Here is a 22,877-nt window from a genome sequence, read left to right on the forward strand (position 1 = left end):
TATGCTTGTCTCCCTACTCAAAAAAACAGGCTTGAAGTTGTCCCTGAACGATCCCCGCTGGGGCAATCGCAAGGACGACGGCAAGAAAGCCCAAGAAGGCAAAAAGCCCGGCGAAGGTCCGCCGGACCTCGATCAGTTGTGGCGCGATTTCAATCAGCGCCTGAACGCCTTTTTCGGACAGAAGAACCGTCCCGACAACGGCGGCAATAACAACGGCGGCGGTGGTCCGCGTCCCGACATGAAGGGTGCAGGCATCACGGCCGGCGTGGTCGGCGTGATCGCCGTCTTCATCTGGCTCGCCAGCGGCGCCTTCATCGTGCAAGAGGGCCAGAGTGGCGTCGTGCTGACGTTTGGCCAATACACGCGCACGGCGCCGGCCGGTCTCAACTGGCGCTGGCCGTATCCGTTCCAGACAGATGAAACCGTCAACGTGTCGCAGGTGCGCACGGTGGAAGTTGGCTATCGCACGTCGCTGCGCAACAAGCAGGCCAGCGAGTCGCTGATGCTGACGGACGATGAAAACATCATCGACATCCAGTTCGCGGTGCAGTACACCTTGAAAGATCCGGTGGAATGGCTGTTCAGCCTGCGCGACCAGGAAGACACCTTGCGCCAGGTCGCCGAGACGGCGATCCGCGAAGTGGTCGGCCGCAGCAAGATGGATTTCGTGCTGTATGAAGGCCGTGAAAAAGTGGCCTTCGACACGCAAAAATTGATGCAGCAGATTCTTGAAGATTACAAGTCTGGCGTGTTGATCAACAACGTGACGATGCAGGCCGTGCAGCCGCCGGAGCAGGTGCAAGCCGCTTTCGACGATGCCGTCAAGGCAGGCCAGGACCGTGAGCGCCAGAAGAATGAAGGCCAGGCTTACGCCAATGACGTCATTCCTAAAGCACGCGGCGCGGCATTCCGCCTGGTGCAGGAAGCCGAGGCCTACCGGGCCATGGTGACCGAGAACTCCGAAGGTAATGCGTCGCGCTTCAAGCAGGTGCTGGTCGAGTACCAGAAGGCGCCGGCCGTCACGCGCGACCGCATGTACCTGGAAACGATGCAGCAAGTGTTCAGCAGTGCCAGCAAGGTCATGGTTGACGCCAAGACGGGCAGCAATCTGCTGTATCTGCCGCTCGACAAGTTGATCGCCCAGCAGGCGGCGTCGGACGCCTCGGCCGCGGCAGCGCGCACCACAGCGGCCGCACCCGCAGCCAATACCGTAATGCCACAGGAAGCCATGCAGACAGTAGAAGTCAATTCGCGTCGCGACAGCCGCTCTTCGCGTGAACGGGAGAGCCGCTAATGAACCGTATCGTCGCCGCCCTGATCGCGGGCTTTATCGCGATCATGCTCCTTTCCTCGACCGTGTTTGTCGTCGATCAGCGTAAATACGCCATCGTCTTCGCCCTGGGTGAAGTCAAGGACGAGATCAGCAAACCAGGCTTGTACTTCAAGCTGCCGCCGCCGTTCCAGAACGTCATCTACCTGGACAAGCGCATCCTGACGCTCGACACGCCGGAGCCGGAGCGCTTCATCACGGCCGAGAAGAAGAATATCCTCGTCGACGCCTATGTGAAGTGGCGCATCGTCAATCCGAAGACCTATTTCCGCAGCTTTGGCGGTGATGAAAGCCGCGCCCGCAACCGCATGTCGCAAATCGTCAAGGCTGCGCTGAATGATGAAATCACCAAGCGCACGGTGCGCGAAGTGATCTCGGGCGAGCGTGGCAAGGTGATGCAGGCGATCAAGGCCAAGGTGGCGGCCGAGGCCGAGGCCATCGGCGTGGGCATCGTCGATGTGCGCCTGAAGCGCGTCGATTACGTCGAGCAGATCAACAACTCGGTGTACGAACGCATGAAGTCCGAGCGCGTGCGCGTGGCCAACGAGCTGCGTTCGACCGGTTCGGCCGACTCCGAGAAAATCCGTGCCGACGCCGACAAGCAGCGCACGGTGATCCTGGCCGAAGCGTACCGCGAAGCCGAGAAGATCCGCGGCGAGGGCGACGCCAAGGCATCGCAAGTGTATGCGGAAGCGTTTGGCCGGAATCCGGAGTTCTACAAGTTTTACCGCAGCCTGGAAGCCTACCGCGCCACGTTCAAGGACAAGGGCGACGTGATGGTGGTCGATCCGAGTTCGGAATTCTTCAAGTACTTCAAGGGTAACGGCACGGCCGCTCCATCCAAGAAGTAAAACAGCATCGACACTGCCCCCGGCCGCAAGACCGGGTGCAGCATGAGCGGGGCCGGCGTCGTTGCCGGCCCCGTTTTTTTGTGTCCGTCAGGTTGTTGCGGGAAGGCGTAAAATGCGGTGTTTTTAGGGCTGCGCGGCAGCGTTTCGGACAACTTATCCCTAAAGGCCCGTGTTTTCGCGTAAAATATCAGGTTCGGCCTCTTGCCTGGCGCGCCCGCCGCTGCCTCGCATGATGCATTTTTCAACTTTCTTCCGTATCTCGCTCCCTCATGCCGAATTGGCTTTTGCCCGAAAATATTGCCGATGTTCTGCCGTCGGAAGCGCGCAAGATCGAAGAGCTGCGCCGCCTCATGCTGGATAATTTCCGTCTGTACGGATATGAACTGGTGATGCCGCCGCTGCTCGAGTATCTGGAATCGCTGATGACTGGCGCTGGCAAGGATACCGACCTGCGCACGTTCAAACTGGTCGACCAGCTGTCTGGCCGCATGCTCGGCCTGCGCGCCGACATGACGACGCAAGTGGCGCGCATCGACGCCCACCTGCTGAACCGTGCCACCGTGACCCGCCTGTGCTACGCCGGCAGCGTGCTGCATACCCGTCCGTCGGGTTTGCACGCCACCCGCGAACCGCTGCAGATCGGCGCCGAAATCTATGGCCACGCCGGCCTGGAAGCGGATGCCGAGATCCAGGAACTGGCGCTCGCTTCGCTGGCACTGGCCGGTTTCGATAGCGTCCGCCTGGATTTGTCGCACGTCGGCCTGTTGCGCGCTATCATTGCGCAAGACGCCGCCGCCGTGCGTGACGAAGCTGCGCTGTACACCCTGCTGCGCGCGAAAGATGCGCCGGGCCTGCGCGCCCTGACCGCATCCTACGATGCCGTCACGCGCGATGCGCTCTTGGCCTTGCCGAACCTGTATGGCGACATCGACGTGCTGGCGCGTGCGCGCGAAGTGCTGCCGCCGCTGCCGGGCGTGCTGAAGGCGCTGGCCGAACTGGCCGCGCTGGCAGGATCGGCACTGGGCCGCGCCGAAGTGGCGATCGACCTGGCCGACCTGCGCGGCTACCAATATGAAAGTGGCGCGATGTTTGCGCTGTATGTACCTGGCTTGCCGAACGCGGTTGCGCGCGGCGGCCGTTATGACCACGTCGGCGAAGCGTTCGGCCGGGCACGTCCCGCGACCGGCTTCTCGCTCGATTTGCGCGAACTGGCGCGCCTGCTGCCAACGGCGGAACGGAAGCATTCGATCCGCGCCCCATGGGGCAGCGCGCCAGAATTGAAGGAAAAAATCGCCGAGTTGCGCAAGGCGGGCGAGGTCGTGATCCAGAGTATGCCGGGTCACAGTAATGAACAAGACGAGTTCGAGTGCGATCGCGTGCTGGTACTTGCCGATAATGGTAGTAGCTGGATTCTTAAAAACTTAGGTTAAGTGATGTCAAAGAAAATTATGGCAAAGAACGTCGTTGTCATCGGCACCCAATGGGGCGATGAAGGTAAAGGCAAGATCGTCGATTGGTTGACCGATCACGCCCAAGGTGTGGTGCGCTTCCAGGGCGGCCACAATGCAGGCCACACGCTGGTCATCGGCGGCGTCAAAACCGCGCTGCAGCTGATCCCGTCGGGCATCATGCGTCCAGGCGTCGCCTGCTACATCGGTAACGGCGTGGTCGTTTCCGTGCCTGACGTGCTGCGCGAAATCGACAAGCTCGAAGCTGTCGGCGTCGAAGTCGCTTCGCGCCTGAAAGTGTCGGACGCGGCGCCTGTGATCCTGCCTTACCACACCGCGATCGACCTGGCGCGTGAAGCCAAGCGTGGCGATGCGAAGATCGGCACCACGGGCAAGGGCATCGGCCCGGCCTACGAAGACAAAGTGGCGCGCCGCGCGATCCGTATCGCCGACCTGCTGAACGAGAAGCGCTTTGCCGAAAAGCTGGCCGAAAACCTCGATTACCACAACTTCGTGCTGGAAAACTACCTGAAGGCGCCGAAGGTCGACTATCAGAAGACCCTCGACGACGCGCTGGCCTATGTGCCGCGTCTGCGTCCGATGGTCACCGACGTGTCGAGCGCGCTGTACAAGGCGCACAAGGCCGGCGCGAACCTGCTGTTCGAAGGCGCGCAGGGTTCCTTGCTCGACGTCGACCACGGCACCTACCCGTTCGTCACCTCGTCGAACTGCGTGGCCGGTAATGCCGCCGCCGGTTCGGGCGTGGGTCCTGGCATGCTGCACTACATCATGGGCATCACCAAGGCCTACACGACGCGCGTCGGCTCCGGCCCGTTCCCTTCGGAACTGCCAACGGATGCGGGCGTCGGCCACCACCTGGCGCAAGTCGGCCATGAATTCGGCACCGTGACGGGCCGTGCCCGCCGCTGCGGCTGGTTCGACGCCGCCTTGCTGCGCCGCTCCGTGCAGATCAACGGCGTGACGGGCATGTGCCTGACCAAGCTGGACGTGCTGGACGGTATCGAAACGCTGAAACTGTGCACCGGCTACACCATCGACGGCGTGGCCACGGACATCTTCCCATCGGGCGCTGAAGAAGCCGCCCGTTGCGTGCCGGTGTACGAAGAGATGCCGGGCTGGACGGAAAGCACGGTCGGCGCGAAATCGCTGGCGGCCCTGCCTGCAACGGCGCGCGCTTACATCAAGCGCATCGAAGAACTGGTCGGCGTGCCGGTGGACATGGTTTCGACCGGTCCGGATCGTGAAGAAACGATCGTGCTGCGTCACCCATTCGAATAAGCTGCTGGACACAATCCGCCGCAAGGCGGATTTTTTTAATCACGCTAATAATAAGATTCCACTATCATGACTACCCCACAATCGAACGATCAACACCTCTGGGTCAACTGGGAAGAATACCACCGCCTGATCGAGCGCCTGGCGCTCAAGGTCTACGAATCGGGCTGGAAATTCGACCAGGTATTGTGCCTGGCGCGCGGCGGCGTGCGTCCCGGCGACGTCTTCTCGCGCATTTTTGACTTGCCGTTGGCCATCCTGTCGACCAGCTCCTACCGCGAAGACGCGGGCACGGTGCGCGGCGACCTCGATATCGCCAAGTACATGACCATGACCAAGGGCCCGCTGGCCGGCCGCATCCTGCTGGTCGACGACCTGGCCGATTCGGGCGTCACGCTGGACAAGGTCACGCGTCACCTGAAGGAAAACTTCCCTGACGTGACCGAAGTCAAATCGGCCGTGATCTGGCTGAAGGGCTGCTCCGTCGTGCGTCCCGACTACTTCCTCGACGAACTGCCGCACAATCCGTGGATCCACCAGCCATTCGAAGACTACGATGGCCTGCGTCCGCACCAGCTGGCGGCGTGGATCAAGAAGGGCGAAGCAGGCAAGTAATTGCGTGCGCGCTTGCAAAAAAAAGACGATCGTGTATCGTCTTTTTTTTCGTCCAAGGAAATGCCATGACCATATTGACGACGGCGCGCCTGCGCCTGGAACCGATCACGGAAAACCACTATGAGCGCATGCGTACGCTCAACACCGATCCCGAGGTGATGACCTATCTGAACGCGGGCCAGCCCGAAGCGGAAGAGGACACGCGCGCGGCCGTCACGCGGCTGGTGGGACGCTGGGCCGAGTGGGGCTATTCGTGGTGGGCGCTGATACGCCTCGATGATGGCGAGATGGTGGGCATGGCCTGCCTGCAGCATCTCGATGGCGATAAAAACAAGCCGCATGAAATCGGCTGGCGCCTGGCGCGCACGGGCTGGGGCCAGGGCTATGCCAGCGAAGCGGCCGTCGCCATCGTCGCGCATGCGTTCAACGTCGTCGGCGCGCCCGAAGTGGTGGCCGTGGCCCATCCCGATAACGCGGCCTCGATCAAGGTCATGACGCGCCTGGGCATGCAGTACGTGGGCATGGAACGCCATTACGATATCGATAGCGTCGTGTACCGCCTGGCGCGCCCATGACAGTAACGCGCAAGCCTTTGAAGCTGGGCTGTGCCTACGGCGTGCGGTTTTCACCCGATGGCACGCGCCTGGCCGTGCTGGGGCGCGACCTGGTGCTGTGGGACGTGGCGGCGCGCCAGAAACTGTGGCGCGGCAAATTCATCGCCCATTGTTCCAGCATGGCGTTCTCGCCCGACGGCAGCCGGCTGGCCATCAAGAGCACGACGGGCCAGATGGCCGTGGTGGACAACGAGGCGGGTCAGCTGCTGCTGAATTTCCAGAATAAAAAGGATGGCGAAGGCTGCGGCCCCGCATGGTCGCCGTGCGGCCGTTATCTGGCCGACGGCGGCTGGGATGGGAGCCTGCGCGTGCGGGACGCGCAGACGGGCGAAGTGTTGTTCACGCAGGAGCACACGGGCGAGATGCTGCGCGCAATCTACGCCATCGATGGCGGGCGGCGTTTGCTGGTCCTGCACGGCGTCAAATCGGTGGACGAGGGACAGGTGCAGCCGCCCGACTACTGCAGCGTGTGGGACTGGCCCCTGCAGGCGGGAGGCGGCCGTGTGGTGCTGTCGCTGCCCAAGCTGGCGTCGTGCGCGCCATCGCCCGATGGCGAGCGCCTGGCCGTGCTGCATTACGCGGGCGGCGAGGAATTCTTATCCGTGCATGCGATGGACGATGGCCGCGTGCTGGCCACCGCGCCGGTTGAAGGAGGCGGCGGCACGGGCGACGCCTTGCGCTGGCTGCCCGACGGCAGCGCGCTGGGACGCATCGGCAAGGGCAAGCTGCTGTTCTACGCCTGGCCCGGCCTTGGCGTCCTGACGCAGGAAGATTTCAGCTATCCCTGCGCGCTGGACTTTTTGCCTGGCCCGCCATTGGCCGCCATCGGTTCCTGGGAATCTGGCATGCTGATGGATCTGAACGTTCACAAGGAAACCCCATGATCACCTGCTACCTGCGTTACATCATCGACCCGTACAAATTGCGGGAATTCGAAGCCTACGGCAAGTTGTGGATACCGCTGGTCGAACGCTTCGGCGGCCAGCACCACGGCTATTTTTTGCCATCGGAAGGCGCCAGCAACGTGGCCCTGGCCATGTTCTCGTTTCCCAGCCTGGCCCTGTACGAGCAGTACCGCAGCGACTCGATGCAGGACGCCGAATGCCAGGCCGCCTTCCGCTATGCCGAAGAGACGCGCTGCATCGTCAGCTACGAGCGCAGTTTCTTCCGCCCCGTGTTTGCCTGAACGGGGTCAATCGCGCTGCGGCGCGCCCGCCGCCTAACTCAGGCTTGCCAAGTAGCGCAATCCCGTGATGCTGGGGAAGAAGCAATACACGCCGCCACGCGTGATGACGCTGCGCGAGAAATGCTGCAGTTTCTTATTGCCGCTGCCCTTGGCGCCCACGCCCGGCAAGGTGAAGGAACTGGCGCTCGGGTCGTTGATGCCCAGGAATACGTCCTGGCCGCTGATGTTGAGCGTGGCATTGCCCGCCTCGGGGCCGGCCGGGCCGACGGCCGATTTGACGAAGGTAGCGTCATCGTTCCATTGCTGCATCAGGAATTCGAACTGATTGCGCAGGTTGGCGTTGATGAAATAGCCGACCAGTCCCCGCTGCTCTGCGATGGGTGTAACCGGATCGTATTCGCTGCCGTAGGGCATGGCGCGCCGCACGATGCGGTGGTGGCGGGCCGAGGTGCCCACGACGCCTTCATCGCGCGGATTGTTGCGCCGGATATGCGCGCCGACCGGGCATTTCAGGCCCAGCGTGTCGTCCTTTCCCGACTGCGCATCGACATAGTGAAAGTGGTTCAGGCTGGCGTCCGGCAGCACGGGCCCCGGCTCGTCCGGCGCGAGCACGAGCGGATTGCCGTTGCGCCAGCGTCCGCACATCTTGGCGGCCACCATCTCGGTACTGAGTCCGGAGCTGGCCGCGCCCTGGCTCAGAATACTGTCGAACAGGGGCACGTCCTGCTCCAAGATGCGGAAGGCGGCATAGCTGCCATTGGTGGACAGTTGCGGCGGCTGCACCTGATAGGTGCCGCCGTTTTCATTCGGATAGCCGAGCAGGAATTCGCCCGTCTTGACGCTGTTGAGCGGGTCCGGGTCGTATTCGCGCTCGTGCTTGCGCGGCGGGGCGCCGTCGACGTCCGGCTGGGCGATATTGTCGCGGTAGCCGAAATGCACGCGGTTGCCTGGCAGTGCCACGCCATCGTGCGCATACAGTTCACGCCAGCCGGCGGCAAAGGCGCCACGCAGCTTGGCCGACGTTGCCTGCAGCACTTCCTCCGATTCGCTGACCCACAGGCTCAGCATCGCATGCACCTGGCCGGCTTTGGTGGCCGGTCCCAGGTTGGCGAGCCAGTGTTCGGGGGCGCTGTCGCCCACGTCGCCCACGGCGGCGACGCTGGCCGGATCGGCCGCACCCCGTTGAAATGCCTGGTCGAAGGTGGCCAGGTCGGCTGCGGTTATCCCCAGCGCGGACAGGCCGGGAGCGGTAAAACTGATATTCAGAAAGCAGGCCGGCTTGGGATGGATATGGCGCGCGGTGGTAATGGCCGGCAGCCCGTCGCTGCCGTCGAGCAGGGCCGCGATGGTGCGCCGTGCCTGCGCCGCATCCGTGATGCTGAAGATGAAATGGCGCGCCAGGTTGACGCGGTAGCCGCGCAGGATCGTGCCTTGCACGTCGTCGTAATCGATGGTGGGATCGGCCATGCTGTCTCTCCGGGGGCTGGGGTGGCGGGGCCGCTTGCGCAGCCCCGGCGTGGCGTTCAGTTCAGGCTCAGACGGAAGCGAGGATTTGCTGGACGGTCTGCGGATAGGCGCTATACAGGCCCGTGTTAGGCACGTGCTGCGCGGCGTCGTTGGCGGTGATGAAGGCTTCGAATGCGGCCACATGGTTGGCAACGGGCATCAGCGCCTTGCCGCCCACGACAAACTGCAGCAGCGCGTCGAATACCTCGCCCAACTGCGCCACGAAATCCTCGATGTAGCCATTGAAACTGCCGTCATACTCGGTGATCACGCCGATGATCAGGGTGTCGGAAGTGCCCGTCTTGCTGATGTCGGGCAGCAGATTGGCTTGGGAGCGGTCAAACAGGGTGAAGCGGGCAAAGTGCACGGTACCGATATCGGTGAGTGCGCTATTGATCTTTGTCTGGTATTCCTGCAACGCGGCGGCGATGGAGATCGGATTGGTGCCGGGTAGTACCGGCATCAGTAAGCACAGTGGATTTGCCATGGGAGGCTCCTCATTACGTGGTTGTCGGGACGACCGACACTACGCCGCGGCTCCTGCTGCGTCAAAAACTATATTTCTGTATTTGTTGTTAAATGTATACTATTGCAACATGATAGTTGCTATGAAATGTGGTCTCATGTGAAGAGTCGCCGAGGCTGGCCGGCGCCGGCGGGCACTCTGCCGCCGGGCTGTTCCAGCCTGTTTCGGGAAGCGCAAGGGGCGCCGTCGGCAGCGCCTGGTTTTGAAGGGTTTATTTTTGCAGGATGGGACGGCGCCTCAATCCTCGGCCTGGAATTCGCTGGCCGAGACGAACAGATCCCACGAGGCGATGAACAGGGCCGCCACCACGGGGCCGATGACGAAGCCGTTCAGGCCAAACAGGGCCATGCCGCCCACGGTCGACAGCAGCACCACGTAGTCGGGCATCTTGGTGTCCTTGCCCACCAGGATGGGGCGCAGCACGTTGTCGACCAGGCCGATGACGAAGACGCCGAAGGCGGCCAGGCCCGCGCCTTGCCAGATGGCGCCCGTCGCCAGGAAGTAGGCGGCCACGGGCGCCCAGACGAGTGCGGCGCCGACGGCCGGCAGCAGCGACAGGAAAGCCATCAGCACGGCCCATAGCAGGGGCGCCGGTACGTCGAGGAACCAGAACGCCAGCCCGCCGAGGGCGCCCTGGGCGATCGCCACGAGGATGTTGCCTTTCACCGTGGCGCGGATCACGGTGGTGAAATTGGTGAACAGGCGCTGCTTGTACTTGCGGCTCAGCGGCACGGCGCCCTTGATGCGGGCCGACAGGGTCGAGCCATCGCGCATGAGGAAAAACAGCAGGTACAGCATGATGCACAGGCTGGTGAGGAATTCAAAGGTGTACAGGCCCACATTGATGGCTTTCACCGCCACCACCTGGCTCACCTGCGTGGCGCCCTCGGCCAGTTTGTCCTGCAGGCTGGCCAGGCTGGTCAGGTTGAAGCGGTCGAGCAAGTTGATCAGCCATTGCGGCAGCACCGCCATGATTTTATTGAAGAACATGGCAACCGTGATTTCGCCCGAACGTACCATTTCCACGACGCTGGCCGCCTGGTTCACGAGCGATACGGAAATGAGCGACAGCGGCAGGATCACGATGACGATGATCAGCAGCAAAGTCAGCAGCGACGCCAGGCCGGCGCGGCCCTTGGTTTTCAGCAGCAGCCAGCGGTACACGGGCGCGAACAGGATCGCCAGGATGACGCCCCAGAAGATGGCGCCCGCATACGGCGCCAGTATCCAGCCGAAGCCGATGGTGACGATGCTCAGGAGGAGCAGGAACACTTTCTGGTGCAGCGTGAGGGTAGGCATGGGCGGTAGCGGAATGATAAGGGTTGAGTTGTCCCATCATAAGCGAGGCATGGCGCGACGCGCCATACAATTGTCTCGATGCGTGCGCGAGCGCACCTGGCGCCGGCGGTCTGACAGCGCGGTGGCGGCAATTCCAGTAAGCTGTCGCTCCAGGCGTTCCATCCCGGGCGCCTTTGACTTCGACTTCAGGAACGCGCGTGCTTGACCCCATTCACTTTTATGAACCTGCACAGGGCCATGGCCTGCCGCATGACCCTTTCAATGCCATCGTGGGGCCGCGACCCATCGGCTGGATTGCTTCGCGCAGCAGCGAGGGCGTGCTCAATCTGGCGCCGTACAGCTTTTTCAACGCCTTCAATTACCATCCGCCGCTGATCGGTTTTTCCAGCATCGGCCGCAAGGATACCTTGCGCAATATCGAACAGACGGGCGAATTCGTGTGGAACCTGGCCACCCGCCCACTGGCCGACGCGATGAATACCAGCTGCGCGCCGGCGCCGCCCGAGGTCGACGAATTTGCGCTGGCCGGCCTGACGCCTGCCGCCTCGCGCATCGTCAATGTGCCGCGCGTGGCGGAAAGCCCCGTCTCCTTCGAATGCCGGCGCACGCAGATCATTGAACTGCAAGGCGTCAATGGCGACGGTGTCGGCAGCTGGCTGGTGCTGGGGGAAGTGGTGGGCGTGCACATCGCGCGCCACCTGTTGACCGACGGCGTGTACGACACGGCCGCCGCCGCGCCGATCTTGCGCGGCGGCGGTCCGGCCGATTATTTCGAGATCGGACCGGACAGCCTGTTCCACATGCGCCGGCCCGCCTGGCCGTAACATCATGCGGGGAGCGGATGGCGCTCCCTGACGATGCCGCGATAGATCAGCCACGTCGCCAGCAGGCTGATGGCGCCGGCGCCTGCCATCCAGTAGCCTGGCGCCGCCTTGTCGCCGGTGCTCTCGATCAGCAGGGTCGACACCAGCGGCGTCATTCCGCCGAACAGCGCCGTGGCCAGGCTGTAGGCCAGCGAAAAACCCGTCGTCCTGACGCTGGCCGGGATGATTTCCGTCAGCGCGACGATGGTGGCCCCGTTGTAGCTGCCGTACAGGAAGGACAGCCACAGCTCCACCATCAACATGTGGTCGAAACTGGGATGGGCGACCAGCCAGGACAGGGCCGGATACGCCGTCAGCACCGTCAGCGCCGAGCACACGGCCATGATGGGCCAGCGCCCGATGCGGTCGGACAGCGCACCCATGACGGGCAGCCAGATGAAGTTCGACAGGCCGATGCACAGGGTGACGAGCAGGCTTTCCTCGGTGCTCAGTTTGAGTACGTTCTTGCCGAAGGTCGGCGTGTAGACGGTGATCAGGTAGAACGCGACCGTCGTCAGCACGATCAGCATCGTTCCGGCGACCACCAGCGGCCAGTTGAGGGCGATCGTCTTGAGCATTTGCCGGAACGTCGGATGCGACTTGCGCGTCAGGTAGGCCTCGGTCTCCTGCAGCGAACGGCGGATGTAGAACACCACCGGAATGATGGAGCAGCCGATGAAGAACGGGATACGCCAGCCCCAGTCCGCGATGAATTCCTTGCTCAAGGTTTCATTGAGAAAGTAGCCCAGCGCGGCGGAAAAGATGATGGCGACTTGCTGGCTGGCCGACTGCCAGCTGACGTAATAGCCCTTGTTGCCGGGTGTCGCCATCTCGGACAGGTAGACGGACACGCCGCCCAGCTCCACGCCGGCGGAAAAGCCTTGCAGCAAACGCCCGATCAGCACGAGGAACGGCGCCAGCAGCCCGATGGTGGCATAGCCGGGCACGAAGGCGATCAGCGCCGTGCCGGAAGCCATGATGGCCAGGGTGAGCACCAGCCCCTTGCGGCGACCGATGCGGTCGATATAGCTGCCGAGAATGATGGCGCCCAGCGGCCGCATGAAAAACCCCGCGCCGAAGGTGGCGAACGTCATCATCAGGGCCGCGTATTCGCTGGTGGCGGGGAAGAAGGCCTTGGCAATGTACGTGGCGTAAAAGCCGAACAGGAAAAAATCGTACATTTCGATGAAGTTCCCGCTCGTCACCCGGATGACGGTGGCGATGCGGGAGGGCGGACGCACTTGCGCGCGCGGCGTTGCGGCCTTGGCGATGGGTGCGGCGGTGGAGGGAATGGCCATGATTTACCTATTGATGAAAGATGAGTGACGTCGCCTAGTGCGCCGCTGTCGCCGCTGCCGGTTCCAGTCCGGTCGCTTCGATCGCGCCCGCGTTGGCAGGGGCGGCGAGGAAGCGCAGCAAGGCGCGGCCGGCTTCCGGTTCCTTGCCGCCCGGGACCAGCGCCGCCGAAAACTGCGTCATCTTCTGCACTTCCGGCGGCAGCAGGCCGACGATGTCGATGCCGTCGACCGGCAGCAGCTCGCTGCGCTGCTGGCAGCCGAAATCGGCCTGGCCATGGGCGATGATTTCGCCGACGGGGGTGGCGGGAATTTTTGCGGCCTTGCCCTGCATCTGCTGCGAAATCTGCAACTTGTTCATCAGCTGCGTCTCGATGTAGACGCCGCTGGCGCTGTCCGAATAGGCGACCTTGTCCGCCTTCAGAAAGGCGCTGCGCAAGCCCTCGGTGGTGCTGATGTCGGGCTTGGCCGCGCCGCGCCGCACGGCGCAGGCAATCGGCGAATTGGCCAGGACCACCTTGCTGCCGGGGACCAGGCGGCCTTCCTGCATCAGCTTGTCGAGTGCGTCGCCCACCATGATGACGACGTCGATCTGCTCGCCGCGCGCCAGGCGCGCCGGGATCGCATTCTTGGTGGTGCCCATCGACGGCCCCCATTCGGAAACCAGATGGTCGCCGCTGGCGCGCTCGTAGGCGGGGGCGAGGTTTTTGTAGGCCTGGGCGAAACCGCCCGAGCTGACCACGCGGATGTCGGCGGCATGGGCCGCGCCGGCGGCGAGCAGCGTGAAGCCGGCCAGTAGGGGGGCGGAGCGCCGCACGAGGGTCTGTTGAAGCATGGTTGTTTCTCCTGTCGTTAAAATTTGTGCATGAGGCCGAGCGTCAAGCCCATGCCTTTGCGGTCGTTGGCCCGCGTTCCCGTGACGCCGGCCGCATCGCCTTGCCACGTGGTGTAGTCCGATTCGAGATACAGGGTCGAGCGCGGCGAGAGCGTTTTTTCCAGGTAGGCGAAAGCACGCTGGAAGCCGTCGTCGACGTGGCCTGTGGCGCTGCGCCGCACCTTGTAGTAGGCGGTCGTGAGCAGCACGTCCTGCGCCATTTGCCGGCTTACGCCGGCCGACATCACGCTCTGCCGGACCGACTTGCCGGCGTCCACGTCGGCGCGGTTGACGCCCAGGTTGGCCTTGAACTGCCAGGCGTCCATCTTGTAGGCGGCGCCCACGGTGGCGGCGTCGAGGCTGCGGTTGTCGCGATTGCGAAAGCGCATCACTGCCCCCGACATGGCCAGCCCCGCCTGCTGGTATGTCAGGGCGCCGCCCCAGGTCGACAATGACGACGTGGCGCCCGCCACCTCGCCAAAGGAATAGGCGGCGCGCGCCACCACCGGCCCGAGGTTGGCGCTGGTTTTCACCATGTTGTCGAGCCGGTAGAAGTTGTCGGCATAGCCGCTGCTGCCGTATTGCTGGCCGAACGAATGCCGGCCAAAAGCCGTGTTGCTCAAGCCCGTGATGTTGACGTTCGGATTGAAGGAGGCATAGCGGATACCCAGCGGGTCCACCGGTGCGATGGCGTCGGCCAGCAAGGTCGCCTGGCGCCCCAGGGTCACGGAGCCCAGCGGCGACTTGAGACCGACCCACGCTTGCCGGTCGAACAGCTTGTCGGATTTGGCCGCGCTGCCCGTGTCCAGATTCAGGCCACCCTCGAGGCGGTACAGCGCCTGCCAGCCGTCGCCGAGGTCTTCCTGGCCGCGCAGGCCCCAGCGGCTCGTGTTGTTGATGCCGCTGCTGACGGCGGGCGTGGTGCCGCCGGGCGTGGGCGCATTGGCGGCGTTCAAGCCTTTACCATAGCGGATGCCGGCATCCGCGATGCCATACAAAACCGCGCCGCTCTGGGCCAGGCAGGTGCCGCTGGCCGCGAACAACAGCGCGAACGTGGAACAATGTCGCATGGTGTCTCCCTCTTTTTTGAGTGATGCCTTCTTGGCGAGGCTCAGCATTAAGACCCCATCATCGTTGAAATGGCATAATTTGATAATTGCAATTTTTCCGGAGATTCATGCATGCAGCGCATCAATTACGAACTTCACGATTTGCAGGCCTTCGTGGCCGTGGCGGAGCGCAACAGCTTTCGCCAGGCCGCGGCCGACCTGTTCCTGTCGCAGCCGGCACTGAGCCGCCGCATCGAAAAACTCGAGGATGCGCTGGGGGTCAAGCTGTTCGAACGCACCACCCGGCGCGTGCAGCTGACGAATGTGGGACAGGTGTTTCTGGTGAACGTGCGCGATGCGCTCAACGGCCTCGAGGATGCCGTGCTCGGTGTCGCCGACCTGGCCGCGCACCGCACCGGGACGGTGACGTTCGCCTGTGTGCCGTCAGCCGTGTGGCACTTCCTGCCGGACGTGCTCAAGCGCTTCAGCGCGCAGTTTCCGAAAATCCGCGTGCGCGTGCATGACGAAAGCGCGCAGGATGTGCTCAACCTCGTGCTGACAGGCGAGGCGGATTTCGGCATCAGCTTTACGGGCGCGGAAAATCCGGAGATTCTTTTCCAGCCCATCTATGTCGAAACCTACGTGCTGGCGATGCGGCACGATCACCGGCTGGCCAAGCGCAAGAAGCTGAGCTGGAAGGATACCGTCGACGAACGCTATATCTCGGTGGCCAAGTCGAGCGGCAACCGCAGCGTGCTCGATGCGGCGCTGGCCGGTGTGGAAAAGCACCCGTGGATCTCGTGCGAGATCAACCACGTGTCAGGCATCTTGGCGCTGGTGGAGTCGGGCTTGGGCGTGGCGGCCGTGCCGGGGCTGTCGATTTTGCCGGAGCGGCAAGGCACTGTGGTCGGCGTACCGCTCGTCAATCCCGCCGTGAAACGGACATTGGGCTTGATCAGCCGGCATCAGCATGCGATGCCGCCCGCGTCGCGCACCCTGTTCGACATGATGAGCGCGAGCATAGGAAAGCAGGGGCGGCGGGTGTGAGCGGTCTTATTTTTGCATGATGGGATCGCGCCCCAAGGTGCGCGCCAGCGCGCCGCCGTCGCCGCGCCAGAATTCGCGGTCGGCCAGGCGCACGCGCTCGGCCGCGTGCTGCATGTGTTCCATGGCCGCCTGGCGCGCCCGCTGCGGGTCGCCGTCGGCGATCGCCTGGACGATCTTTTCATGTTCGCGCCGCACCTCGATGGAGAAGTCCGTGCGCCGCGCTTCATTCGCGCGCGTCACCTTGACGGCCGAGCGGATCGGGTCGGCGAACATGGCAACGAATTTCGGCCAGTAGGGATTGCCCGTCGCTTCGGCGATGGACAGGTGCAGGCGCACGTCTTCTTCCACGCCGTCGACGCCGGCCGCCACGGCTTCCTCGATGCGCCGCAGCGCGTGTTCGATGTCGGCCAGCTGGCCCGGCGTGCGCCGCACGGCCGCCAGCGCGGCGATTTCCGCTTCCAGTCCCTGGCGCACCTCGATCAGGTTCAGCAGCGATTGCACCGACTGCTCCGTCAGCTCGTCGCCCCGTTCGCCCGTCTTCGCGCCATCCTGCGCGCACACGAACGTGCCGCTTCCCTTGCGCGTGGCGACGATGCCGTCCGCCTGCAGCAGGGCGATGGCTTCGCGCAGCACCGTGCGGCTCACGCCAAAGTGGCTGGCCATCGCCTGTTCCGACGGCAAGCGCGTGCCGCCGGCCAGGCCATCGTGGTGGATTTGCTGGCGCAGCCGTGCCGCCACCCGCGCACCCAGTGTGCCGGTGGTGAAACTGCCCGCGGCGGGCTCCGGCGGGGGAAGGGTAAAGCGGAACGTGCGGTCCATCGGGTGCATCCTTGTGCTAGCGGTTCTCATGGGGCTTGCCTGCTTGCCATTATATGGAATATACAGCTTGACACACACAAAACACACACATAATATACATCCATACAAATTTTAGACAAGTTGCCAGCCACCTCCGGTGGACCATAAAAACCCGGCACGGTCGATCCCCCAGCGATCAGGAGACAAGCATGGACGTATCACAAGCATTGGCCGGGCAGCCGGCCGGCGCCGCCGCAAACCAGAAAACCATCGACGACGCCGTCTACCGCAAGGTGACCTGGCGCATCATTCCCTTCCTCATGCTGTGCTACATCGTCGCCTATCTCGACCGTGTCAACGTGGGCTTCGCCAAGCTGCAAATGCTGGCCGACCTGCAGTTTTCCGAAACCGTGTACGGCCTGGGCGCGGGCGTGTTCTTCCTCGGTTACTTCCTGTTCGAAGTACCCAGCAACGTGATGCTGCACAAGATCGGCGCGCGCGTGTGGATCGCCCGCATCATGATCACGTGGGCCATCATCTCGGGTGCCTTCATGTTCGTCACCACGCCGACCCAGTTCTACGTCATGCGCTTCCTGCTCGGCATCGCCGAGGCGGGCTTCTTCCCCGGCATCATTCTTTATCTGACCTACTGGTATCCGTCCGAGCGCCGCGCGCGCATGGTGTGCACCTTCATGGCAGCCATTCCCGTGGCGGGCCTGATCGGCGGCCCCCTGTCGGGCTGGATCATGGAAACCTTCGCCGGCTGGCACGGTTATGCGGGCTGGCAGTGGATGTTCGTGCTCGAAGCGATTCCCGCCGCGCTGATGGGCGTGGCCGTGCTGCTGTATCTCGACAACAGCATCCGCGCCGCGAAGTGGCTGACGGAAGATGAAAAAGTCATCCTCGAGCAGCGCATCGCCACGGAAGCGCAGGGCAAGGTATCGCACCCATCGATCCGCGCCATGTTCGCCGACCCGCGCATCTGGGTCATGGCCCTGATTTATTTCTGCTGCGTGATGGGCCAGTATTCGCTGACCTTCTGGCTGCCCAGCCTGATCAAGGCGGCCGGTGTGACGGGCGTGCTGAATATCGGTCTCTTTACGGCGATCCCGTACTCGGTGGCCGTGGCGTCGATGATCTTGCTGGGCCGCAGTTCGGACAAATACCGCGAACGCCGCTGGCACATGGCCATCCCGCTGGTGGTCGGCGCCGCCGCCATCGTTTGCAGCGCGCTGGCCGGCGCCCATAACACGGGCTGGGCCATCTTCTTCCTGACGATCGCCGCCGGCGGCATCCTGGCCGCCTCGCCGATGTTCTGGAGCTTGCCGACGGCTTTCCTCGGTGGCGTCTCGGCCGCCGCCGGCATCGCCGCCATCAATTCGGTGGGCAACCTGGCCGGCTTCGCGGCGCCGTACATGATCGGTTCCATCAAGGACCTGACACAGTCGACCGACATCGCCATCTACCTGCTGGCCGGCATCCTGGTGTTCGGCGCCTTCATCATCATGCGGGTGCCGGCCAAACTGGTGAACAAATAAACAAATGGAGCAAATAATGAGCGCAACAATCGAAAAAGTGGGTGTAATCGGCCTGGGCGCCATGGGCATGGGCATCGCGCAATCGTTGCTGCGCGCCGGCTTTGACGTGCATGCCTGCGACGTGCGGCCCGAAACCGTGCAAAAGCTGGTTGACCAGGGCGCCCATGCGGCGCAGTCTCCCGCTTCGCTAGCGGCGCAGGTGCAAGCCTTGCTGATCGTCGTCGTCAATGCGCAGCAGACGGAAGCCGTGCTGTTCGGCGAACACGGTGCGGCCAGCACGCTGGCGCCAGGCAGCGTGGTGATCGCCTGCGCCACCGTGGCGCCCGAGTTTGCCGAAGCCCTCGGCGCGCGCCTGGCAGCCATGGGACTGCGCTTCATCGATGCGCCCATTTCCGGTGGCGCGGCCAAGGCGGCTGCCGGCGAGATGTCGGTCATGGCGGCCGGCGCGCCCGATGCGTTCGACGCCTGCGCCGGCATTTTCGACGCCATCTGCGCCAAGCTGTACCGCCTGGGCGAACAGCCGGGCCAGGGTTCGAAAGTCAAGATGATCAACCAGTTGCTGGCCGGTGTGCACATCGCCGCCGCCGCCGAAGCGATGGCGCTGGGCTTGCGCGCGGGCTGCGACCCGGACGCCCTGTACGAAGTCATTTCAAACAGCGCCGGCAGTTCCTGGATGTTCCAGAACCGCGTGCCGCACATTTTGAAGGGCGATTACACGCCGCTGTCGGCCGTGAATATCTTCGTCAAGGATTTGGGCATCGTGCTCGATTACGCGAAGAAAAGCGTGTTCCCGTTGCCGCTGTCCGCCACGGCGCACCAGATGTTCATGCAGGCGTCGGCGGCAGGCTTTGGCGGCGAGGACGACTCGGCCGTCATCAAGACTTTCCCGGGAATTACTTTGCCGGCGAAGGTGTCACTGAATCAAGAGGAACCATCATGACCGTACTACTGGGATGTATCGCCGACGATTTCACGGGTGGCACCGACCTGGCCGGCATGCTGGTCAAGGCCGGCATGCGTACGGTGCAGCTGATCGGCGTGCCGCAAGGTCCGCCGCCAGCCGACGTCGACGCCGTCGTCATCGTCCTCAAGTCGCGCACGAATGCGCCCGAGGAAGCCGTGGCCGAATCGCTGGCCGCGCTGGCCTGGCTGCAGCAAGCCGGATGCAAGCAGTTCTACTTCAAATACTGCTCCACCTTCGACTCCACGCCGCGCGGCAATATCGGCCCTGTGGCCGAAGCGCTGATGCGCGCGCTCGACACGGACTTCACCATCGCCTGTCCCGCATTCCCCGCCAACGGCCGCACCATCTACAAGGGCAACCTGTTCGTCGGCGACGTGCCGCTGGCCGAATCGGGCATGCGCGAGCATCCTTTGACGCCGATGACGGATTCGAACCTGGTGCGCGTGCTGCAGCAGCAGGTGCAAGCCAAGGTCGGCCTGGCCGATTTCTCCGTGGTGGAAAAGGGCGCAGCAGCCATCGCCCAGCGCTTCACGGACTTGCGCGGCCAAGGCTGCCATTTCGCCGTCGTCGATGCCGTGTCGAACCGCGACCTGGAAGCCATCGGCGCCGCCTGCGCCGACTTGAAACTGATCACGGGCGGCTCTGGCATCGCCCTGGGACTGTCGCAAAATTTCCGCCAGCGGGGCCAGCTGGCGCCATCGCCGGCGGGACAGGCCGGGCGCTTGCCGCCGACGACGGGTTTGCGCGCCGTGATCTCGGGCAGCTGCTCGGTAGCCACGCAGCAGCAGGTGGCGCACATGCGTGAATTGGCGCCAGCGTTCCACGTCGATCCGCTGCAGCTGGCCGCAGGCGGCGAAGTGGTCGACGCCGTGGTGGAACAGGCCTTGGCCTGGGCCGGCGCGCACCTGGCGCAAGGCCCGGTATTGATCTATGCCACGGCCACGCCGGACGCCGTGCGCGCCGTGCAGGCGCAGCTGGGCGTGGAGCGGGCCGGCGCCCTCGTCGAGGAAACCCTGGCCGCCATCGCGCAAGGGCTCGTGCGCCTCGGCGTGGGCCAGCTGATCGTCGCCGGCGGCGAAACCTCGGGCGCAGTGGTGAAAGCGCTGGGCGTGGCTGGCTTGCGCATCGGTCCCGAGATCGATCCTGGCGTGCCGTGGACGCAAGCCTTGCCGGTGCCGGGCGACGATGGCATGGCGCCGTTGGCGCTGGCGCTGAAGTCCGGTAATTTCGGCACGGCCGATTTCTTCAGCAAGGCCTGGCAGGTGCTGGCATGAGCGCCGCCGAATCGCGCCAGCGCGAACAGATCGTCGACTTCGGCAAGTCGCTGTTCGAGCGGGGCCTGACAGCCGGCAGCAGCGGCAACCTGAGCGTGCGGCTGGATGACGGCTGGCTGCTGACGCCAACGAATGCCAGCCTGGGGCGGCTCGATCCGGCGCAATTGTCCAAGCTCGATTGGGACGGCAATTTGATCAGCGGCGCGCCACCGTCAAAAGAGGCGTTCCTGCACCGCGCCATGTACCAAGAGCGCGGCAGCGCCGGCGCCATTGTGCATTTGCACTCGACCCATTCGGCCGCCGTGTCCTGCATGTGCGGCTTGAACCATGACGACTGCATCCCGCCGCTCACGCCATATTTTGTAATGAAGGTGGGGTGCTTGCCGCTGGTGCCGTATCACCGGCCGGGCGACCCGGCGCTGGCGGGCGCGATTGGCGCCATGGCGCGCAAGCACTCGGCCGTGCTGCTGGCCAATCACGGTCCCGTCGTGTCGGGCACCAGCCTGGAAGCGGCCGTGTATGCGGCCGAGGAACTGGAAGAGACGGCCAAGCTGTTCCTGCTGCTGCGCGACGTACCTACGCGCCCGCTCGACGCGGCGCAGATCGCGGACCTGAAGCACACGTTCAAACTCGACATATAAGATTCCCAAGGAGATACCGCATGCCCCGTTTTGCCGCCAACCTGACCATGATGTTCAACGAAGTCCCATTCCCGCAGCGCTTTGCCGCCGCGGCGCAAGCGGGTTTTAAAGGCGTCGAATTCCTGTTCCCGTATGACCACGCATCGCAGGAAGTGGCCGGCTGGCTGCGCGAGCACGGTTTGACAAATGTGCTGTTCAACCTGCCGCCGGGCGACTGGGGTGCCGGTGAGCGGGGCATCGCTTCGCTGCCGGGCCGCGAAGAAGAATTTCGGCTTGGGGTGGCGCGCGCCATCGAGTATGCGCTGGCGCTGGGCACGCCGCGCGTGCACATGATGGCGGGCTTGCTGCCCGTCGGTGCCGACGTCAAGCTGCACCGCGCCACCTACCTGGCCAACCTGCAGTACGCGGCCCAGGCCGTGGGCCAGCACGGCATCGAGCTGTTGATCGAACCGATCAACGGGCGCGACATGCCCGGCTACTTCCTCGTCACGCAGGCGCAGGGCCACGCGCTGCGCCTGGAGTCGGGCGCGGCCAACGTCAAGGTGCAGATGGATTTTTACCACACGCAGATCGTCGAGGGCGATATCGCCATGACGTTCAAGAACAACTTCGACGGCATCGGCCACGTGCAGATCGCCAGCGTCCCGGCCCGCAATGAACCGGACGATGGCGAAGTCAATTACCCGTATCTGTTCACGCTGTTGGACGAGCTGGGCTACGACGGCTGGATCGGCTGCGAGTACCGTCCGCGCGGGCGCACTCAGGATGGCCTGGGCTGGCTGGCCGCTTACAACAACAAACAAGGAGCATGAAAATGAAAGTACTGATTACCGGCGGCGCCGGTTTCCTGGGACAGCGCCTGGCGCGCCAGTTGCTGGCGCAAGGCCAGCTGACGGACAGCCACGGTCAGTTGCAAACGATCAGCGAGCTGGTACTGGTCGACGTGGTGGCCGCGCATGATTTCAACGATGCGCGCGTGACAGTCGTCACGGGCGACATCGCCGACGGCGCTCTCATGCGCGCCACCATCGATGCCCAGACAAGCTCGATCTTCCACCTGGCAGCCATCGTCAGCGGCCAGGCGGAAGCCGATTTCGAGCTGGGCATGCGCATCAACCTCGACGCGTCGCGTTTGCTGCTCGATATCTGCCGTGAACTGGGGCACAAGCCGAAGGTCGTGTTTACCAGTTCCGTGGCCGTCTATGGCGGCAAGCTGCCGGACGTGGTGCAGGATACGACGGCCTTGAACCCGCAGTCGTCGTACGGCGCCCAAAAAGCCATCGGCGAATTGCTGCTCAACGATTACAGCCGCCGCGGCTTTGTCGATGGCCGCGTGCTGCGCCTGCCCACCATCAGCGTGCGTCCCGGAAAACCGAACAAGGCCGCGTCCTCGTTCGCCAGCGGCATCATCCGCGAACCGTTGAATGGCGAAGCGGCCGTCTGCCCCGTGGCCACCGATCTGCGTCTGTGGCTGCTGTCGCCGCGCGGCGCCATCGCCTCGCTGATCGCCGGCCATGAACTGGCGGGCGAGGCGTTCGGCGCCAGCCGCACGGTGAACTTGCCGGGTTTGAGCGTGAGCGTGGGCGAGATGATCGCCGCACTCGAAGAAGTGGCCGGCAGCGAAGTGACAACCCGCATCAGCTACGCGCCCGATCCGGCCGTCGAGCGCATCGTCAAGAGCTGGCCCGGCGCCTGGGATACCCAACGCGCCGAAGCGCTGGGCTTGACGGCCGATGCGGATTTCGCCGCCATCATCCGCGCCTACATGGACGACGTGAAAGCATGAAGTCGCGTAGGTCGGATTAGCGGCAAGGCCGCGTAATCCGACACCGCCACCAGCGCCAACGATGTTGTCGGATTACG

The 22,877-nt window shown here is 63.9% G+C and carries 23 protein-coding genes; 16 read left to right on the top strand and 7 right to left on the bottom strand.

From position 1 onward, the window contains the following. Position 1 precedes the first annotated feature (1 nt). From hflK to ASN89_RS27445, 8 genes are all read left to right on the top strand, one after another. Positions 2 to 1,294 (top strand): FtsH protease activity modulator HflK, encoded by a 1,293-nt coding sequence (hflK, locus tag ASN89_RS27410; protein WP_058051418.1) that lies wholly within the window; start codon positions 2 to 4, stop codon positions 1,292 to 1,294. Beyond that, entirely contained in the window at positions 1,294 to 2,181 is an 888-nt protein-coding gene (gene hflC, locus ASN89_RS27415) for a protease modulator HflC (RefSeq protein WP_046685707.1), read from the top strand. Before hflK ends, hflC begins: the two co-directional genes overlap by 1 nt. Before the next feature lie 269 nt (positions 2,182 to 2,450). Continuing rightward, the gene (locus tag ASN89_RS27420) at positions 2,451 to 3,611 is read left to right on the top strand and encodes an ATP phosphoribosyltransferase regulatory subunit (RefSeq protein WP_035820702.1); all 1,161 of its coding nucleotides are present in this window, start codon (positions 2,451 to 2,453) and stop codon (positions 3,609 to 3,611) included. A 3-nt stretch (positions 3,612 to 3,614) separates the two neighbouring features. Beyond that, entirely contained in the window at positions 3,615 to 4,928 is a 1,314-nt protein-coding gene (locus ASN89_RS27425) for an adenylosuccinate synthase (RefSeq protein ID WP_034752021.1), read from the top strand. 66 nt (positions 4,929 to 4,994) lie between these two features. After that, a complete protein-coding gene (locus ASN89_RS27430) occupies positions 4,995 to 5,540 on the top strand; it encodes a phosphoribosyltransferase (protein WP_034752020.1) in 546 nt (181 codons plus the stop codon). A 65-nt stretch (positions 5,541 to 5,605) separates the two neighbouring features. Beyond that, positions 5,606 to 6,115, top strand: a complete 510-nt coding sequence (locus ASN89_RS27435) for a GNAT family N-acetyltransferase (protein WP_058051419.1) — start codon at positions 5,606 to 5,608, stop codon at positions 6,113 to 6,115. After that, positions 6,112 to 7,038, top strand: a complete 927-nt coding sequence (locus ASN89_RS27440) for a WD40 repeat domain-containing protein (RefSeq protein ID WP_058051420.1) — start codon at positions 6,112 to 6,114, stop codon at positions 7,036 to 7,038. Before ASN89_RS27435 ends, ASN89_RS27440 begins: the two co-directional genes overlap by 4 nt. Further along, positions 7,035 to 7,340 (top strand): NIPSNAP family protein, encoded by a 306-nt coding sequence (locus ASN89_RS27445; RefSeq protein WP_034752016.1) that lies wholly within the window; start codon positions 7,035 to 7,037, stop codon positions 7,338 to 7,340. Before ASN89_RS27440 ends, ASN89_RS27445 begins: the two co-directional genes overlap by 4 nt. A 33-nt stretch (positions 7,341 to 7,373) precedes the next feature. Here the strand turns inward: ASN89_RS27445 and ASN89_RS27450 are convergent, their stop codons facing one another. The 3 genes from ASN89_RS27450 to ASN89_RS27460 form a co-directional block, all read right to left on the bottom strand. After that, positions 7,374 to 8,807, bottom strand: coding sequence for a Dyp-type peroxidase (locus ASN89_RS27450; RefSeq protein WP_058051421.1), 1,434 nt, complete (start codon positions 8,805 to 8,807; stop codon positions 7,374 to 7,376). Between the two features lie 67 nt (positions 8,808 to 8,874). Next, on the bottom strand, positions 8,875 to 9,333 hold the full coding sequence (locus ASN89_RS27455; protein WP_058051422.1) for a hypothetical protein: 459 nt from the start codon (positions 9,331 to 9,333) through the stop codon (positions 8,875 to 8,877). Between the two features lie 276 nt (positions 9,334 to 9,609). Continuing rightward, positions 9,610 to 10,671, bottom strand: coding sequence for an AI-2E family transporter (locus tag ASN89_RS27460; protein WP_058051423.1), 1,062 nt, complete (start codon positions 10,669 to 10,671; stop codon positions 9,610 to 9,612). A 197-nt stretch (positions 10,672 to 10,868) separates the two neighbouring features. Here ASN89_RS27460 and ASN89_RS27465 point away from each other — a divergent pair, with 197 nt between their 5' ends. Next, positions 10,869 to 11,495: a flavin reductase family protein gene (locus tag ASN89_RS27465; protein ID WP_058051424.1), complete on the top strand. Its 627-nt coding sequence runs from the start codon at positions 10,869 to 10,871 to the stop codon at positions 11,493 to 11,495. 2 nt (positions 11,496 to 11,497) lie between these two features. Here ASN89_RS27465 and ASN89_RS27470 read toward each other — a convergent pair whose 3' ends face one another. The 3 genes from ASN89_RS27470 to ASN89_RS27480 are packed head-to-tail and all read right to left on the bottom strand — an operon-like array spanning position 11,498 to position 14,773. Then, the gene (locus ASN89_RS27470; RefSeq protein WP_082654783.1) at positions 11,498 to 12,832 is read right to left on the bottom strand and encodes an MFS transporter; all 1,335 of its coding nucleotides are present in this window, start codon (positions 12,830 to 12,832) and stop codon (positions 11,498 to 11,500) included. Positions 12,833 to 12,866: 34 nt separating this feature from the next. After that, positions 12,867 to 13,664: a substrate-binding domain-containing protein gene (locus ASN89_RS27475; RefSeq protein WP_046685700.1), complete on the bottom strand. Its 798-nt coding sequence runs from the start codon at positions 13,662 to 13,664 to the stop codon at positions 12,867 to 12,869. 17 nt (positions 13,665 to 13,681) lie between these two features. Beyond that, positions 13,682 to 14,773 carry a porin gene (locus ASN89_RS27480; protein ID WP_046685699.1) on the bottom strand — a complete coding sequence of 364 codons (1,092 nt, stop codon included), beginning with the start codon at positions 14,771 to 14,773 and terminating at the stop codon, positions 13,682 to 13,684. A 111-nt stretch (positions 14,774 to 14,884) separates the two neighbouring features. Between ASN89_RS27480 and ASN89_RS27485 the strand changes: the two genes are divergently transcribed. Continuing rightward, positions 14,885 to 15,799 carry a LysR family transcriptional regulator gene (locus ASN89_RS27485; RefSeq protein ID WP_046685698.1) on the top strand — a complete coding sequence of 305 codons (915 nt, stop codon included), beginning with the start codon at positions 14,885 to 14,887 and terminating at the stop codon, positions 15,797 to 15,799. A 6-nt stretch (positions 15,800 to 15,805) separates the two neighbouring features. On the opposite strand, the gene ASN89_RS27490 is transcribed toward ASN89_RS27485, so the two are convergent. Continuing rightward, positions 15,806 to 16,618, bottom strand: coding sequence for a FadR/GntR family transcriptional regulator (locus tag ASN89_RS27490; RefSeq protein WP_058051426.1), 813 nt, complete (start codon positions 16,616 to 16,618; stop codon positions 15,806 to 15,808). Between the two features lie 188 nt (positions 16,619 to 16,806). On the opposite strand from ASN89_RS27490, the gene ASN89_RS27495 reads away from it, so the two are divergent. The 6 genes from ASN89_RS27495 to denD are packed head-to-tail and all read left to right on the top strand — an operon-like array spanning position 16,807 to position 22,800. Then, positions 16,807 to 18,135 (top strand): MFS transporter, encoded by a 1,329-nt coding sequence (locus ASN89_RS27495; protein WP_058051427.1) that lies wholly within the window; start codon positions 16,807 to 16,809, stop codon positions 18,133 to 18,135. Positions 18,136 to 18,151: 16 nt separating this feature from the next. Next, positions 18,152 to 19,075, top strand: a complete 924-nt coding sequence (ltnD, locus tag ASN89_RS27500; RefSeq protein ID WP_058051428.1) for an L-threonate dehydrogenase — start codon at positions 18,152 to 18,154, stop codon at positions 19,073 to 19,075. Continuing rightward, positions 19,072 to 20,373, top strand: a complete 1,302-nt coding sequence (gene otnK, locus ASN89_RS27505) for a 3-oxo-tetronate kinase (protein ID WP_082654784.1) — start codon at positions 19,072 to 19,074, stop codon at positions 20,371 to 20,373. The genes ltnD and otnK overlap by 4 nt, the downstream gene beginning before the upstream one ends. Next, positions 20,370 to 21,014, top strand: coding sequence for a 3-oxo-tetronate 4-phosphate decarboxylase (gene otnC / locus ASN89_RS27510; RefSeq protein WP_058051430.1), 645 nt, complete (start codon positions 20,370 to 20,372; stop codon positions 21,012 to 21,014). Before otnK ends, otnC begins: the two co-directional genes overlap by 4 nt. A 20-nt stretch (positions 21,015 to 21,034) precedes the next feature. Beyond that, positions 21,035 to 21,826, top strand: a complete 792-nt coding sequence (gene otnI, locus ASN89_RS27515; RefSeq protein WP_058051431.1) for a 2-oxo-tetronate isomerase — start codon at positions 21,035 to 21,037, stop codon at positions 21,824 to 21,826. Positions 21,827 to 21,828: 2 nt separating this feature from the next. Then, the gene (gene denD / locus ASN89_RS27520) at positions 21,829 to 22,800 is read left to right on the top strand and encodes a D-erythronate dehydrogenase (RefSeq protein WP_058051432.1); all 972 of its coding nucleotides are present in this window, start codon (positions 21,829 to 21,831) and stop codon (positions 22,798 to 22,800) included. Positions 22,801 to 22,877: the final 77 nt, after the last annotated feature.

The organism is Janthinobacterium sp. Ant5-2-1, assembly GCF_001445815.1.
Taxonomy (GTDB): Bacteria; Pseudomonadota; Gammaproteobacteria; order Burkholderiales; family Burkholderiaceae_D; genus Janthinobacterium; species Janthinobacterium lividum_E.